The 14775-nt window shown below is 54.5% G+C and carries 13 protein-coding genes and 1 tRNA gene; 8 read left to right on the top strand and 6 right to left on the bottom strand.

The genetic code is table 11. The features are described from left to right. Positions 1-1491: FKBP-type peptidyl-prolyl cis-trans isomerase (locus tag AB1287_RS01775; protein WP_435616768.1), on the top strand; the 1491-nt coding region annotated here is incomplete at its 5' end. Positions 1492-1524: 33 nt separating this feature from the next. On the opposite strand, the gene malI is transcribed toward AB1287_RS01775, so the two are convergent. The 4 genes from malI to folD all read right to left on the bottom strand — a co-directional run bounded on the left by malI (position 1525) and on the right by folD (position 5550). Then, positions 1525-2541, bottom strand: a complete 1017-nt coding sequence (gene malI / locus AB1287_RS01770; RefSeq protein WP_435616767.1) for a Mal regulon transcriptional regulator MalI — start codon at positions 2539-2541, stop codon at positions 1525-1527. A gap of 90 nt (positions 2542-2631) precedes the next feature. Further along, entirely contained in the window at positions 2632-4131 is a 1500-nt protein-coding gene (locus tag AB1287_RS01765) for a PTS transporter subunit EIIC (RefSeq protein ID WP_312624639.1), read from the bottom strand. Positions 4132-4468: 337 nt separating this feature from the next. Continuing rightward, the gene (ybcJ, locus tag AB1287_RS01760) at positions 4469-4681 is read right to left on the bottom strand and encodes a ribosome-associated protein YbcJ (RefSeq protein WP_312624638.1); all 213 of its coding nucleotides are present in this window, start codon (positions 4679-4681) and stop codon (positions 4469-4471) included. After that, positions 4681-5550, bottom strand: a complete 870-nt coding sequence (gene folD, locus AB1287_RS01755) for a bifunctional methylenetetrahydrofolate dehydrogenase/methenyltetrahydrofolate cyclohydrolase FolD (protein WP_312624636.1) — start codon at positions 5548-5550, stop codon at positions 4681-4683. The genes ybcJ and folD overlap by 1 nt, the downstream gene beginning before the upstream one ends. 360 nt (positions 5551-5910) lie before the next feature. Between folD and fimA the strand changes: the two genes are divergently transcribed. From fimA to sfmF, 6 genes are all read left to right on the top strand, one after another. Next, positions 5911-6462 carry a type 1 fimbrial major subunit FimA gene (gene fimA / locus AB1287_RS01750; RefSeq protein WP_435616766.1) on the top strand — a complete coding sequence of 184 codons (552 nt, stop codon included), beginning with the start codon at positions 5911-5913 and terminating at the stop codon, positions 6460-6462. A gap of 71 nt (positions 6463-6533) precedes the next feature. Next, complete coding sequence (gene fimI, locus AB1287_RS01745; protein ID WP_312624634.1) at positions 6534-7076, top strand: type 1 fimbrial protein subunit FimI; 543 nt, start codon at positions 6534-6536, stop codon at positions 7074-7076. Between the two features lie 43 nt (positions 7077-7119). Continuing rightward, the gene (fimC, locus tag AB1287_RS01740; protein WP_435616765.1) at positions 7120-7812 is read left to right on the top strand and encodes a type 1 fimbria chaperone FimC; all 693 of its coding nucleotides are present in this window, start codon (positions 7120-7122) and stop codon (positions 7810-7812) included. Further along, positions 7812-10391 (top strand): fimbrial biogenesis usher protein, encoded by a 2580-nt coding sequence (locus AB1287_RS01735; protein WP_435616764.1) that lies wholly within the window; start codon positions 7812-7814, stop codon positions 10389-10391. The genes fimC and AB1287_RS01735 overlap by 1 nt, the downstream gene beginning before the upstream one ends. Continuing rightward, complete coding sequence (gene fimH, locus AB1287_RS01730; RefSeq protein WP_312624629.1) at positions 10381-11388, top strand: type 1 fimbria D-mannose specific adhesin FimH; 1008 nt, start codon at positions 10381-10383, stop codon at positions 11386-11388. Before AB1287_RS01735 ends, fimH begins: the two co-directional genes overlap by 11 nt. Positions 11389-11398: 10 nt before the next feature. Next, complete coding sequence (gene sfmF / locus AB1287_RS01725) at positions 11399-11920, top strand: fimbria assembly protein (protein ID WP_435616763.1); 522 nt, start codon at positions 11399-11401, stop codon at positions 11918-11920. A gap of 46 nt (positions 11921-11966) precedes the next feature. Here the strand turns inward: sfmF and fimZ are convergent, their stop codons facing one another. Further along, entirely contained in the window at positions 11967-12599 is a 633-nt protein-coding gene (gene fimZ, locus AB1287_RS01720) for a fimbria biosynthesis transcriptional regulator FimZ (protein ID WP_312624626.1), read from the bottom strand. Between the two features lie 897 nt (positions 12600-13496). Then, positions 13497-14171: a hypothetical protein gene (locus AB1287_RS01715; RefSeq protein WP_435616762.1), complete on the bottom strand. Its 675-nt coding sequence runs from the start codon at positions 14169-14171 to the stop codon at positions 13497-13499. A 394-nt stretch (positions 14172-14565) separates the two neighbouring features. Here AB1287_RS01715 and AB1287_RS01710 point away from each other — a divergent pair. After that, a tRNA-Arg gene (locus tag AB1287_RS01710) sits at positions 14566-14642 on the top strand. Positions 14643-14775 lie beyond the last annotated feature (133 nt).

The raw sequence follows: 14775 nt of genomic DNA, 5'->3' as shown, positions 1-14775 counted from the left end.
GATCTGAAGCAGTCCCTGGATATCAGTCAGAAAGAAGCCGCCGCACTGAAAAAATCGCTGTCTGACCGCCAGAACAGCGTGGATGCCCTGACGAAGAAGGTCGCGGATCTGAACGCGACCCAGGAAGTAAACGCTAAAGCGCTGGCCGCGGCGAAAGCCGGAGACAGCAAAGCGGTTGCCGACCTGAAGCAGTCTCTGGACCTCAGCCAGAAAGAAGCCGCCGCACTGAAAAAATCGCTGTCTGACCGCCAGAACAGCGTGGATGCCCTGACGAAGAAGGTCGCGGATCTGAACGCGATCCAGGAAGTAAACGCTAAAGCGCTGGCCGCGGCGAAAGCCGGAGACAGCAAAGCGGTTGCCGATCTGAAGCAGTCGCTTAGCGCGAGCCAAAGTGAAGTGGCCGGGCTGAAAAAGAACGTCAGTGAAAGCCAAATTTCAACAGAGGATCTGAAAAAACAGATAGCCCAGCTGACGGCTAACCTGTCCGAAGGCGCGAAGTCGCTGACGCAGGTTAAGCAGCAGTTGAGTGAGAGCCAGGCTCAGACTGCGGCGCTGACGAAGCAGCTGGCAACGGTGAATCAGTCTCAGGATCAAAACGCGAAGTCCGCGGTGCAGATGAAAGCGTCTTTAAAAGAAAGCCAGGATCTGGCGAAGGATCTGCTGGCGAAGAATGCGGATTTGATCGCCGAGGACAAGCGTAAAGCGGAGCAAATCGCATCGGTGCAGCAGTCGTTAGTGGAAAGCCAGAAGCAGCGTGAGGCAGTGGAGAAAAACTGGCAGGACGCCAGCGGGAAACTGAAAGAGCAGGAAAAACAGCTGGCCGCTCTTCGCAACCAGAAGCCAACTGCCGTCGACACGCCGGAGCCCAAATCGCAAAACGAAGTGCGTTCCTACGCGCTCGGCACGCTGTGGGGGCAGGAAGTGAACGGTGCGATGAAGAAGGTGAAATCCGATGGTATTCCCCTGGAGCTCTCGCAGGTTATTTATGGGGTCAGCGATTCGCTTAAGGGCCAGTACCGGGTCCCTGAGCAAAAAATCATGGATCAGCTGGAGGCGATGAACAAGCAGGTATTGGCTAAGAATCAGCCAGCTGAAAGCAGCAGAGGTCCTGATAAATTCCTTCAGTCTTTCAGCCAGAAGCCGGGGACCAAACGCGCTGAAATGGGCTATTACTACCGGATGCTGAACAGGGGAGAAGGGAAAATTACCGACGGTGACGTGGTGGCGATTTCCGTTAAGGAGAGCCTGGCAAACGGCAAAGTGATTAAGGATATGACGAAGACGGGCAAGGTGCTCGCGCTGCCGCTGGCAAACTTCCCGCCGCTGTTCTCATCGGCTATTCGCCAGATGAATAATAAAGGCAAGCTGAGGATGGCGGTACCGCCAGAGCTGGCGTACGGCGTGCAGGGTCGACCGCCGGAGATCCCGCCGAATTCAATCATGGTGTATGACATTACGGTGGTGGACGTGCGCCCCGGCGAGGGGAAATAAAGGTCTGTTCAGGCCCGGCTCTGCCGGGCTTTTTTATGCCGATTCCCGGGCAATCAGCTGGCCGGAAAGCGTGATGCGTTGGGTCTGTAACTCAGGCTCTTTCAGCTTGCGGATAATCACCCCGGCAGCCTGACGGCCGGTCTCTTCGCTGGCGGAGGAGACATAGGTAAACGACGGTGAGGTGAGATTCACGTGCAGCATATCTTCGAAGCCTATCAGCGCCACCTGCTGAGTCAGAAACACGTCCTTCCCGATAGTTCGCCCGACCTGATGAATGCCGTTGATGCAGCCAATCATGGCGTCCGGCGAATGGCAGAGCAGGGCGGTGATGGTGTTGTGTTTTTCCAGCAGCTGTCGGGTGGCAAGGCCTGCAGCCTGGGTATCGTCGTTACAGGCCGGAGCGAAGTCTTCTTTCCACACCATGCCATTTTGCGTCAGCGCGCTGCGAAACCCCTGTAGCCGCTGCTGGCGGATCAGGCAGTCGGCCTGGCCGCCGATGTAGCCGATGCTGCGGTGCCCACGTTCAATCAGATAGCGGGTGGCGAGACTTGCAGCCTGGCGGTTATCGCGCATCACCATGTTGCAGTTTTCTTCCATCAGCGACTGAGAAACGACCACTAGCGGCAGAGGACAGTCGCGAATCAGCTCCGGCAGCGCTGCACGCGTGGTGTCAGACGCGAGATAAATAACGCCTGCCACGCCCTGCTGCTTAAAGGAGAGCAGACAGCGTTCGAGGCTTGAATGATCGTCAAGCGGCTGGCCGAGAAAGACCATATATCCCTGTTTTTCCAGCTCCTGAACGACGCTCGCCATCACCTTGATGGAAAAGCTGTCGCTGAAGTCGCGCAGGATAAGGCCAATAAGATTGGAGGTATTGGCGCGAAGGTTTGCTGCGGCAACGTTATGCACATAGCCGAGTTGAGTAATAGCAGCCTGAACTTTCTCGATGGTGGCGTCGGAAATCTTTCCCTTCTGGCGCAGGACCAGCGAGACGGTTGAGACGGACACGCCCGCCTGCTTCGCCACATCAATAATGCTGACTTTTTTCAAACCTGCTCCCTGAAAAACCGCCCTAATCAGTCAGTTAAAACACCGTCTCCTGCACAGGCAGGAGACGGTGGACAGCGTAACATTTTCCGCTTATTTGCCAATCATCGTCGACATGGTTTGTGCGATAAATTGCGCTCTGGCACCAAAAATCACCTGAATACCTTTGTCGCCGACAAACACCACGCCGCGCGCGCCGACGGCATTGAGGCCATCTTTATCGACGATGTCACTCTTCGCCACTTCCAGACGCAGACGGGTGATGCAGGAACCGACGGAGTCGATGTTCTGTGCGCCACCCAGCAGGCCGATGATTTCGGTAGCCAGTTCGGTGTCCGTTTTGTCATTGGCGTTGGCGGTCACGCTGGTGCGACCCGGCGTTTTCACGTCAAAGCGGCGGATCACGAAGCGGAAGGTGAAGTAGTAAATCAGGCCCATCGGGATGCCGATGATCACCGCGCTCAGGAAGTTGGTCTGGTAGCCGTTGAACGACGGCAGGATGCCGAACGACAGGTAATCGATGAAGCCCGCCGAGAACGACTTAGCGATGTGCGCATGCATCAGGTACATCGTCATATAGGCCAGACCGGCCATGATGGCGTTGAAGACGTACAGCACCGGCGCCACGAAGATGAAGGTGAACTCTACCGGCTCGGTGATGCCGGTCAGGAAGCAGGTCAGGGCCGCAGAGAACAGGATACCGGCGGCAATTTTTTTGTTCGCCGTGTGTGCTTCGTGGTACATCGCGAGACACGCCGCAGGCAGCGCGAACAGCATCAGCGGGAATTCGCCCTGCATGAACTTACCGGCATTCTGGTAGCTGTCGCTGCTGAAGGACTTCACGCCTTCTTCCAGCATTTTGAACCAGATGGTCTGGTCGCCGTGAATCACCTGGCCTGCCTGAGTGGTGTAATCGCCAAAGGAGTACCAGAACGACGGATACCAGATGTGGTGCAGCCCAAGCGGGATCAGCGCACGTTCCACCAGGCCAAAGATAAAGGTTGATGCCGCCTGATTGTCGCCGTTTACCACCACGGAAAGCGCGTCAATGCCGGACTGAATGTGCGACCAGATGTACGGCAGCAGCAGGCCCATAATGAAAGAGAGGAAGGCGGTAGCGATAGCCACGAAGCGCTTGCCGGAGAAGAAGCCGAGGAATTCCGGCAGCTGCATCTGGTGGAAGCGGTTGTAGCACCAGGCCGCCAGCACGCCGCAAATCAGGCCGCCGAAGACGCCCATTTGCAGCGTCGGAATGCCGACCACCATCGCATATTTCCCGCCCTGAGAAGCCATTTCCGGCGTAATGCTCAGCACTGTGCTGATGGTGATGTTGGTGACGAACACCGAAACCGCCGCCGACAGCGCCGCAATGCCGGATTCGGACGCCAGCCCCACGGCGGAACCGATGGCGAACAGCATCGGCAGGTTATCGAAAATGACGCCCCCGGCGTTCATCATCAGCGGCAGATGGAACTTATCGCCGAACGCCAGCAGCAGACCGGCGGCGGGCAGAAGCGAAATTGGCAGCATTAAGGCGCGGCCAATCATGGATAGTTTTGACAATGATTTAACAAACCCTGAGAACAGACTCATGCTGTTTTCCCCCGACCTGAGATCTGAGATGCACTGATTACGTGCTGTTATTGTGAGTAGAACGTTTTAGTAGAACGTTCTACTTATCGTCTGAGAAGTAGCCAGGTTACGCAACTTAAATTTCACAACTGGTCATAGGATTTACTGATTTTTTTGAAGTGGATCTAAAAAATGTGCGGAAGGTGAGGGCTGAACAAACTGCCGGATGGCGCTGCGCTTATCCGGCCTACGGGGTAATCAGGCTTGAGGAGAAACGTAGGCCCGGCAAACGCCGTGCCGCCGGGCAAAAAAATGCCGGATGGCGATAAGCGCTCATCCGGCATGCAAATACATTCTATTACGCGGTAACGGTAATGCTCTGCCCGGCAAAGCTCACGGTCTGCCCGGCGACGATTTTGCAGCGCTTGCGGGTTTCGACGGCGCCGTCAACGCTCACCAGGCCGTCGGCGATGACGTTTTTCGCCTGCGCGCCGCTTTCGGTCCAGCCTTCGAGTTTTAACAGATCGCACAGCTCAACGTGCGGGTGTTTGCCAAGTGAAAAAGTGGCCATTATTTTACTTCCTCTGGATCATGATATTCTTCGCACGCCTGCAGCGTGTTCTGGATAAGCGTGGCAACCGTCATTGGGCCCACGCCGCCAGGTACCGGAGTGATGTAAGACGCGCGCGCGGCGGCATCTTCAAAAATCACATCTCCCACCACTTTCCCGCTTTCCAGACGGTTGATGCCCACGTCGACCACAATCGCGCCTTCTTTAATCCACTCGCCTGGAATAAAGCCAGGTTTACCGACGGCCACGACCAGCAGGTCGGCGTTTTCAACGTGCTGACGCAGGTTTTTGGTGAAACGGTGAGTCACGGTGGTGGTGCAACCCGCCAGCAGCAGCTCCATGCTCATCGGGCGACCGACGATGTTGGATGCGCCAATGATCACTGCATTCAGCCCGTAGGTGTCGATATTGTAACGCTCAAGCAGGGTCACAATGCCGCGCGGCGTGCACGGGCGCAGACGAGGAGCGCGCTGACACAGACGGCCTACGTTATACGGATGGAAACCGTCAACGTCTTTATCCGGCGCGATGCGCTCCAGCACCTTGACGTTATCAATGCCCGCAGGCAGCGGCAGCTGAACCAGAATACCGTCGATTTCTTTATCGGCATTCAGAGTGTCGATAAGCTCCAGCAGTTCCGCTTCCAGCGTGGTTTCCGGCAGATCGTAAGAGCGGGAGATGAACCCGACCTCTTCACAGGCCTTGCGCTTGCTGCCGACATAAATTTGCGAAGCAGGGTTGCTGCCAACCAGCACTACGGCCAGTCCTGGGGCGCGTTTTCCGGCGGCAATTCGCGCCTTCACTTTTTCCGCAACCTCAGAGCGTACCTGCTGCGCAATCGTTTTACCGTCAATAATCTTTGCTGCCATCAGAGAGAAGATTCCGTCTGTCGAGTTCGAAAGGGGGGATGCGCATATTTTGGCAGAAGCCAGGCGTGATGTCAGTCACCGTTTGCTTTTTTCTGCCGCCGGTCGCATCGGCCTGCAAAAGCCATGTAAACGATAAGCTCTTTCCCGGTGAATAAGTATTGAACAGTCTTTTCCTAAGAAGTATTAGGACGCGGCTCATCAGAATCGCAGCCTTTATACGTATTTTGCATCAGGCGAAATGATTAATTTACTGCAACTGCCGCGGGGGTGTATTTCCGCCCAGTGTTGAAGGAACGACGAAAATTATATTCGGATAGTTTCTTCTCCGTGAATAATTAGATTAATCATCAAGGAAAACTCATGAAAGTTAGCAAAATCGCTGCGTCTCTGGTAGCAACTCTGGGCCTGGTTGTTAGCGCAGCTAATGCCGATACGGTCACCGTGAATGGCGGCAACGTCCATTTTAAAGGTGAGCTGGTTAATGCCGCTTGTGCCGTCAGCACGGGATCTTCCAACCTGACCGTGCCAATGGGCCAGTATCGTACTGCGGCGTTTGCTGCCGTGGGTGATACCTCCGCTAAAATTCCATTTGAAATCGTACTGAATGACTGCGATCCAAGCGTTGCTGCCACCGCAGCCGTCGCCTTCAGCGGTCAGATTGATGCAACCGACAAAACTCTGCTGGCGATTACCTCTGGCGATAACAGCGACACGGCATCCGGCGTCGGTATCGAAATCCTCGATAAGGCGTCCGCAACTCTGCCGCCAAACGGCAGCACTTTCTCTGCCACGCAGGATCTGATCAAGGGCACAAACACCCTGCACTTTACCGCTCGCTACAAAGCGACTGCGGCAACCGCAGAGCCTGGTCAGGCTAACGCCGACGCGACCTTCGTGATGAAATACGAGTAAGCGTACGTCGCGCTCAGGATGAGCCTTGCCTCAGGGAAGAGGCATGTTTTCAGCACTCACGGGAACAGAGAATGATTCGGACGTTAGCGCTGCTGGCCCTGCTGTTGGCCGCTTTTTCTGCTCTTGCGCACAGGGTTGTGGTTGACGGAGGCGGTCTCCATCTTCGCGGCGAGCTGGTGAACAGCGCCTGTGCCGTTTCCCCGGAAAGTCAGGATTTACGGGTCGAAATGGGGCAATACCGCAGCAACAACTTTGGTGATGTGGGCAGTTATTCCACGGTAACCGTACCGTTTACCCTGAAGCTTGTGGAGTGTCGCCGCGATATCGCAAGCCAGGTAGGCATCGCCTTTCAGGGCCTGAGCCCGGCGGAAGATCCGCAGGTGTTTGTTGCCACCGCCGGGGCAAACGGCATGCCTGGAAAAACAGGGCTGGGCCTCGCGCTGTTCGACAACCAGCAGCAGTTAATTATTCCCAACGCACCGCCTGACAGTTATTTATCAATACTCTCAGAAGAGATGGCTTTTCACTTTAGCGCACGCTATCGCGTTATTTCATTGCCGCTGGTGCCAGGGAATTTACTTACCGATGTCTGGTTTACGCTGGTTTATCCGTAAATCGTCAAACGGGCCAGGAAATAAGAAAACAGGTTGATGGGTTATGAATCGTTTAATCATAAAAACGCTTTTACTGCCGCTGCTTTTTCTGGCGGGGGCTATTTCTGCTCATGCAGAGGGTGGCATTGCGCTGGGTGCCACAAGGGTGATTTATCCGGCAGATGCGAAGCAGACGTCGCTGGCATTGAGCAACAGCAACAAGCAGGAACGCTACCTTATCAACGCGTGGATTGAGGATGCCACGGGTCAGAAAGAGAAAACCTTCGTTATCACGCCACCGCTGTTTGTGAGTGAGCCCAACAGCGAAAACACCCTGCGTATTATTTACGCCGGACCTGCGCTTGCGACCGACAAAGAGTCGCTGTTTTACCTGAACGTGAAAGCGATCCCATCGGTGGACAAACAAAGCGGCAACAGCCGTAACGTCCTGCAGCTGGCAATCCTTTCGCGCATCAAGCTGTTCGTGCGCCCGAAAAATTTAGCGGTGCAACCCGCACAGGCACTGGATACGCTGGCGTTTACCCGCAGCGGTACGAACGTGACGATCAAAAACCCATCGCCGTACTACGTCACGCTGGTGAACCTTCAGATGGCCGGCAAGAAGCTCGACAACGTGATGATCTCGCCAAAAAGCACGGCTACAGTCACGCTGCCGGGCGGTGTGCAGGGCGCACTGAGCTGGCAGAGTGTTAATGACTACGGTGCAATTACTCCGGCTCGTCGTGTGAACCTGTAATGACTGCGCTCACTCACTCTCAACGCCTACCGCGCCTGAAGTTGCTTACCCTTGCGCTTTCGGGCGTGACCCTGCTTCCTGGCGTACATGCGGAAAGCTACTTCAATCCGGCATTTTTGTCGGACGATACGGCGGGCGTGGCGGATCTCTCCCGTTTCGAAAAGGGCCATCAACAACCCGCAGGTGTTTACCGCGTGGATATCTGGCGCAATGACGAATTCGTTGGCACACAGGATCTTGAGTTTACACCCGCGGAAGGGACAAAGCCCGCAGCAGGCGGATTAGCGCCTTGCCTGACGCCTGCGTTGTTGAAGCGTCTCGGCGTCAATACGGCCGCATTTCCTGCGCTGGCGAAAGAGGATAAAAACGCCTGCGTGGCGCTGGAAAAGGCCATTCCGGGGGCCGAAGCGGCGTTTGATTTTGCCGCGCTGAAGCTGGCGGTGAATTTGCCGCAGGTTGCGATGTTCAACAGCGCTCGCGGCTATATACCGCCTGACGAATGGGATGAGGGTATTCCTGCGCTGCTCGCCAACTACAGTTTTAGCGGCAACCGCGGCAATGATGACGACAGCTACTTTTTGAGCCTGACCAGCGGCCTGAACTATGGCCCATGGCGTTTGCGAAACAGCGGAACATGGAGCTACTCCAACAGCAATAACCAGAAAGAGAATAGCTGGCGTAACGTCGCCACCTGGGCGCAGCGCTCGATTGTGCCATGGAAAAGTGAAGTGGTGCTGGGCGACAGCAACACCGGCAGCGACGTGTTCGACAGCGTTGGTTTTCGGGGCGCACGGCTTTATTCCTCAGACAGCATGTACCCGGACAGCATGCAGGGCTTCGCCCCAACGGTACGCGGGATAGCCCGCACCCCGGCGAAAGTCACCATCCGCCAGAACGGCTTTGTCGTTTACCAGAGCTACGTGCAAAGCGGGGCGTTTGCCATCAGCGATCTGAACCCGACGTCGTCGAGCGGCGACCTCGAAGTGACGGTAGACGAAAAAGATGGCAGCCAGCAGCGCTATACCGTGCCGTACTCTTCCGTGCCGCTGCTGCAGCGAGAAGGGCGCTGGAAATACGATCTGGTCGCCGGGGACTATCGTTCAGGCAACAACCAGCAGGAGACGCCATTCTTCGCGCAGGGCACGCTGATTACGGGCCTGAACGAAGGATATACCGTCTATGGCGGCACGCAGCTTGCTGAAAACTACACGGCGCTGGCTATCGGATTGGGTAAAAACCTGGGCGACTGGGGCGCGGTTTCGCTGGATGTCACCCATGCGCATAGCCGGTTAGTCGACGACAGCACCCACGACGGACAGTCGGTGCGTTTCCTCTACGCTAAATCGCTTAACACCTTCGGGACTAACTTCCAGCTGCTCGGTTATCGCTACTCCACCAAAGGGTTCTTCACGCTCGATGACACGACGTGGAAGAACATGAGCGGTTACCAGTACAGCGACAAAAGCAATGACGACGGCGTGCCGGACATTATCAGCTACCACAACCTGACCCAGAACAAAAAAGGGCGTTTCCAGGTCAACGTCTCGCAGTCGCTCGGTGATTACGGTTCGCTCTACCTTTCCGGCAGCGAGCAGACCTACTGGGGAACTGACGACACCAACACGTGGTATCAGGTTGGCTACTCTGGCGGCTGGCGCGGCGTGAGCTATGGGTTGTCGATGTCCTGGAATCGCTCTATCGGCATTCCGGGCACGGACCGCATTGCCTCCTTCAACCTCTCGGTACCGTTCAGTGTCTTCAACAACGGCGCCGAGCGCCGTAACTCCGCCTTTGACCGGGCCTACGCCACCGTCACCGCCAGCCGTAACAGCGACGGTGACGACAGCTGGCAGAGCGGGATCAGCGGTACGCTGCTTGAGGGCAGTAACCTCAGCTACAGCGTGATGCAGGGCAACGCCAGCGGTCGCGGCTACACCGGCAGCGCGAGCGCTAACTGGCAGGCAACCTACGGCACGCTCAGCGGGGCATATAACTATGACCGCGATCAGCACTCCCTGAACTGGCAGGCGTCGGGCGGCATTTTGGCTCATGCCGATGGCGTGACCTTCAGCCAGCCGCTGGGGGATACCAACGTGCTGATCAAGGCGCCGGGCGCAAGCGGCGTCAGCATCGAAAACCAGACCGGGGTGAAAACCGACTGGCGTGGCTACGCTGTGATGCCGTACGCCACGGTCTACCGCTATAACCGTATCGCGCTTGACACCAACACCATGAACAACAGCACTGATATCGAAAACAACGTCAGCAGCGTGGTGCCAACCGAAGGTGCCGTCGTGCGCGCGGCTTTTGATACGCGTATTGGCGTGCGAGCGCTGGTCACCGTGCGGCGCGGAACGCAGCCGGTGCCGTTTGGCGCCATCGTGCGGGAAACCGCCAGCGGCGTGACCAGCATGGTGGGCGACGATGGACAAATCTACTTAAGTGGTTTGCCGCTCAGCGGTGAGCTGTTGATTCAGTGGGGCGAAGGGCCGGGTGCACAGTGCCGGGCACCGTATTCCCTCCCCGAAAAGAGCCTGCAACAGGCGATCACGCTCACGGAGGTTCGCTGTGATCAATAAGGTTTTCTCTGTTCTGCTGTTAGGGGGCGTGTTGCTCTCCACTTCGGCCTGGGCGACGGTATGCCGCAACGTCAATGGGGTGCCAACGGATGTGTTTTACGATTTAACGGACACCTTCACCAGCGCGAATAACCAGGTGGGGCAAATTGTTACCCTCAGCCAGAAATCGGGCTGGGTGGGCGTGCAGGCGGTTTGCCCGAGCGGCACATCCGGCACCACCACCAAACGTAGCTACGTCACAAGTTTTCCGGTGGTCAGCACGGAAAATAACTTCAAATACCTCAAGCTTAACGATTATCTCGATGGCGCGATGCAAATTACCGACAGCTCAGCGGGCGCTTTCTGGCCACCGGCCAACTACATTCAGATGGGATCGCACCCGAATGTGCCTAAGCAAAAGCCCTTTCCGGTGAATGATTCGAAGCTGATTTTCCGCCTGAAGGTCACCAAGCGCTTTATCAATATGGTGGTTATCCCAAAACAGACAATGTTCACCGTTTATGTGACCACCAACAGCGGAGATGCGCTGACTACACCGGTCTACACCATCAGCTACAGCGGAACGATTAACGTGCCGCAAACCTGCGAAATTAATGCCGGGACCGTGGTGCAGTTTGATTTCGGCGACATCGGTGCGTCACTGTTCAGCCAGGCCGGGGCGGGAAATCGCCCGGCAAACGTGCCGCCACAACAAAAAACGGTCGCCATCAAATGCACTAACGTAGAGTCTCAGGCCTACCTGAGCATGCGCGTGGAAGCGGAGAAAACGCAGGGCAACGCGATGGTGTCTGATAACGCGGATCTGGGCTTTATCGTGGCAGACAGCAGCGGTAATCCGCTGACGCCGAACAACATCAGCAGCAAGATCCCGTTCCGCCTCGATGCAAACGCACAGGCGCAGGTGGCAATTCGTGCCTGGCCCGTCAGCATCACGGGCAACAAACCGGCGGAAGGCAAGTTTACCGCCCGGGGGTATCTGCGAGTCGACTATGACTGAGGGCCGGGCAATGAAACATCCGTTTATTCGACTCGCGCTGATCGCAGGCTTGCTGAGCAGCCAGGCGCACGCAGACAACTCGCTGGGCGAAGTGAACATTGAGCTGTCAGGTAACGTGGTGGATTACAGCTGCGTCGTGGAGGCAGGCGACAGTGATAAATCCGTCGAGCTGGGGCGCTGGCCAACTAAGCAGCTACGCAACTCGGGAAGCACCACATCGCTGGTGCCGTTTACCCTGAGCCTGACGGGGTGTCCGCCTGGCTCGGCCTCCATCACATTTACCGGCAAAGGCGATCCCAGCGATCCGACGCTGCTTGGCCTGAACAGCAGTAGCGTAGCAAGTCGGGTGGCGGTGGAGCTCCGCGACGCCGATCGCGGCCGGTTACCGCTTCAGCAGGCCAGCCGGGCGGTGGCTGTTGACGATCGGGGCAACGCCAGGCTTCAGTTCTACGCCAATTACATTGCCACCGCCGACGACCCACAGCCTGGCAGCGCCGATGCCGACGCCACTTTCTTAATTAATTACAATTAATCCCTTGATTGCTTCCTGCTAATTTAGCAGGAAGCAATCGTCGCCATTAAACCAGCTCGTGTGATTTGGCGTAATCAATCAATTCTACAATGGTATGCACCCCGAGTTTCGAGAAAATATTTGATTTATGGGCGCTGATAGTTTTATTACTGAGTAATAATTGATCGGCGATTTCTTTATTTGTCAGACCATTGACCAGATAGCGCAGGACCGTTACTTCACGATTTGAAAGCGGCAGTTCGTTCACTTCTCCACGGCGTGAAGAATTACCACTGAGGAAATTAAGGGTGTCAGCCGGGAAAAAGGAATAACCGGAAAGCAGCATTTCAACCGCCTTGTAGATATCATTGTAATCCTTTCTTTTACTGACAAAACCATTCGCGCCAGCCCTGATAGCTCGCCCCGCGTAATACTCTTCTGACTTAGATGCTAAAAATAAAACCTTGGTCTGAGGACTGATGTCATTGATTCTTTTTAGCAGCATAAAGCCATCTGTGCCGGGGAGTTCAATGTCGATGATGACCAGATCTGTTTTGTTTTTTCTTACATAATCAATAACTTCCCTTCCATCTCCGGATTTCAGAGCAACGCGGATATCACTGTTCTTGCGTAACAGAACCTCTATCGACATCCTGACGATAGGTTGTTCATCCATAATAACAACGGAAGCAGGTTTCATTTTCTATTCCTCAGATTATGTATACAGTTTTTAGAGTTCAGGCCGAACTCTTGTGCCAGCGTGGGGATGTGTTGTAAACGTCTCTGAAATACCCGGCGTCGCGCCAGTGAGCAACACATATGGGAAAACGAAAAACACGTTCCGGCTGGCTGTTCAGTCATTCGTAAAAACGGTGGGTTATCTCAGTTAATACTGTGAGTTATTGAGTATCATCCGCTGGTTTGATGAAGGCTTCCTTTGGTTGGCTAACGACGGGTTATTCCTCTTAGAGATATTATCTCGGACGGTATTTTTGCTAAATTTATTATTAATCTCAGTGCTGCTGATTATACCGTTTAATGTTTTCGGAAAAACCCTCTGAAAACGATAAATAACTTTACGAATTATGATGTTCTGAATGCGATCGGCCAGGAATTTTCTTTTGGCGGGAATTTCTGCGGTTGCTGAATTTGTTAACGGGATGTCTGCATGTCATCATGAAAAACAAAACAAGCGACTGCTTGTTGCCGTGATGTAAATTTTTTTGCAATTTGTTATGCACCAAAACGCATCATCTTAGTGCTGAAAAAGTGTGTATAAATAATAAGTTAGCGTCATTCCCATTTTCAGGCACGGTCAAATCGTGGTCGGCGTCACAGGCAGGTATTTCTGCTGCCGTTGCAAACATCTGCTGCCTTAAAAGGCTCGTCTGCTCACACTCTGCTCGACGATCTCACCTGCAAAGGCCGGTAAGATCTTATTAAGCAGCAAAAACCATAATCTCAGGAAAAAGTGTGCCTTCCTTTCACCAGCAGGCAAACTCCAGGAATAGTTACAATTGTATTTTATTGGTTAAAAAATAACGTTCTATTAACTTTTATTTAAGTATTTTCTTAGTGATAACCAGGCTTCAGCAGCTTATCCCGAGTGATGGCGATCGTGAAGGGCGCTGACCCGTTGTAATACACGCAACAGCTGCTGACGGTGGTTAAGCTGTAGTAAAGACAAAATGCAGCCAACGCGGTAAACGATCCGGTGGTAGGGCCGGATTTGTAGACGGGCAATGTGGCTCAGCGAATGGCCTTGCGCCATCAGCATCAGCACGCTCCACTCTTTGGTTTTAAACAGGCGAACCTGCGCGGGTAAAGCCTCCACGGTACGTTGTAAAGCTTCCCGTGCCAAAGGCAGCGCAAGTCGTTTTTCAATTAACCGGCAGCGTAAGGCCGATTGCAAAAATTGCTGCGTCACCGGATCCAGTTCCGGTGTTATCAGCACCATTTCCACCGCCGGGTAACGGTGCTGCAAACTCCGAAGATGGTCCAGCAGCGCCAGTACAGGCATTTCCCAGCCTTCGAGATCGACAATCAGGTACAGCGGCTGGATCTGCTGGACTGCGGCAAGCGCCTCATCAATATCTGCATAAATGCGGCACAGACAGAGCGGAACCGGGCTGTGGCGAATGCCAGAGGCCAGATAGCTATCTCGCGTGACCAGAATACGATGATCGCTGTAGTGTGCAGTGTGGTTAAGCAACGCACCGCGTTCAACCAACGTGTTGTGCGGCAGAGACAGCGAATATCCCTGAAATTCCATAATGTTTCGCCGCCGTCTTTCCCTGCGTAACATCACACGCATAGTTTCCCTCCCGGCACGTCCGGCATACGCTCGCCACCTTTACTGTTCTATCGGCACGAATGGAAAATGATTGCCTGACAGATGTCGGGCAAAGTCTATGTCATTGGTGTATGACGGAATCCATTGTTGTCATAAGGGAAATCTGAAGGTACCAGGCGTTGCTTAAACCGTAGACGGATTTTTCGTAGCGGAAGGGCAGATTAGAGAGTGTGTTTAAGCTTTAATCAGCTGATGCGGCTTGTTGCGGGGAAGAGTGACGCTGAAGTGTGCTTTGACGGTGAAAGCCATTGACTCACCCGGCTTTGACCGTATAATTCCAGGCGTTCCACACCGCGAAGTTCACCTTCTCAGTGCGCCCTTAGCTCAGCTGGATAGAGCACCGGCCTTCTAAGCCGTAGGTCACAGGTTCGAATCCTGTAGGGCGTGCCATTATGAATCAATGACTTACCGTTAAATAATTTCCTCCAGTTTTTCATTGTGAGACATATTTGAGACATCTTCGTTAAAAATCACATCAATTTGGCGTGCATGTTCAGTCAGATTGTAAGCATCCCTGCAAAAC

This window comes from Scandinavium sp. UTDF21-P1B (assembly GCF_040750395.1).
Lineage (GTDB): Bacteria > Pseudomonadota > Gammaproteobacteria > Enterobacterales > Enterobacteriaceae > Scandinavium.
Note: the sequence above shows the minus strand (reverse complement) of the source record. Positions and strands in the feature narration are given on the sequence as shown.

What these genes read in the sequence shown, in the direction of transcription:
- AB1287_RS01765 (WP_312624639.1), bottom strand. Translation starts at nt 4,131, where the DNA reads ATGAGTCTGTTCTCAGGGTTTGTTAAATCATTGTCAAAACTATCCATG.
- ybcJ (WP_312624638.1), bottom strand. Translation starts at nt 4,681, where the DNA reads ATGGCCACTTTTTCACTTGGCAAACACCCGCACGTTGAGCTGTGCGAT.
- folD (WP_312624636.1), bottom strand. Translation starts at nt 5,550, where the DNA reads ATGGCAGCAAAGATTATTGACGGTAAAACGATTGCGCAGCAGGTACGC.
- fimA (WP_435616766.1), top strand. Translation starts at nt 5,911, where the DNA reads ATGAAAGTTAGCAAAATCGCTGCGTCTCTGGTAGCAACTCTGGGCCTG.
- fimI (WP_312624634.1), top strand. Translation starts at nt 6,534, where the DNA reads ATGATTCGGACGTTAGCGCTGCTGGCCCTGCTGTTGGCCGCTTTTTCT.
- fimC (WP_435616765.1), top strand. Translation starts at nt 7,120, where the DNA reads ATGAATCGTTTAATCATAAAAACGCTTTTACTGCCGCTGCTTTTTCTG.
- AB1287_RS01735 (WP_435616764.1), top strand. Translation starts at nt 7,812, where the DNA reads ATGACTGCGCTCACTCACTCTCAACGCCTACCGCGCCTGAAGTTGCTT.
- sfmF (WP_435616763.1), top strand. Translation starts at nt 11,399, where the DNA reads ATGAAACATCCGTTTATTCGACTCGCGCTGATCGCAGGCTTGCTGAGC.
- fimZ (WP_312624626.1), bottom strand. Translation starts at nt 12,599, where the DNA reads ATGAAACCTGCTTCCGTTGTTATTATGGATGAACAACCTATCGTCAGG.
- AB1287_RS01715 (WP_435616762.1), bottom strand. Translation starts at nt 14,171, where the DNA reads ATGGAATTTCAGGGATATTCGCTGTCTCTGCCGCACAACACGTTGGTT.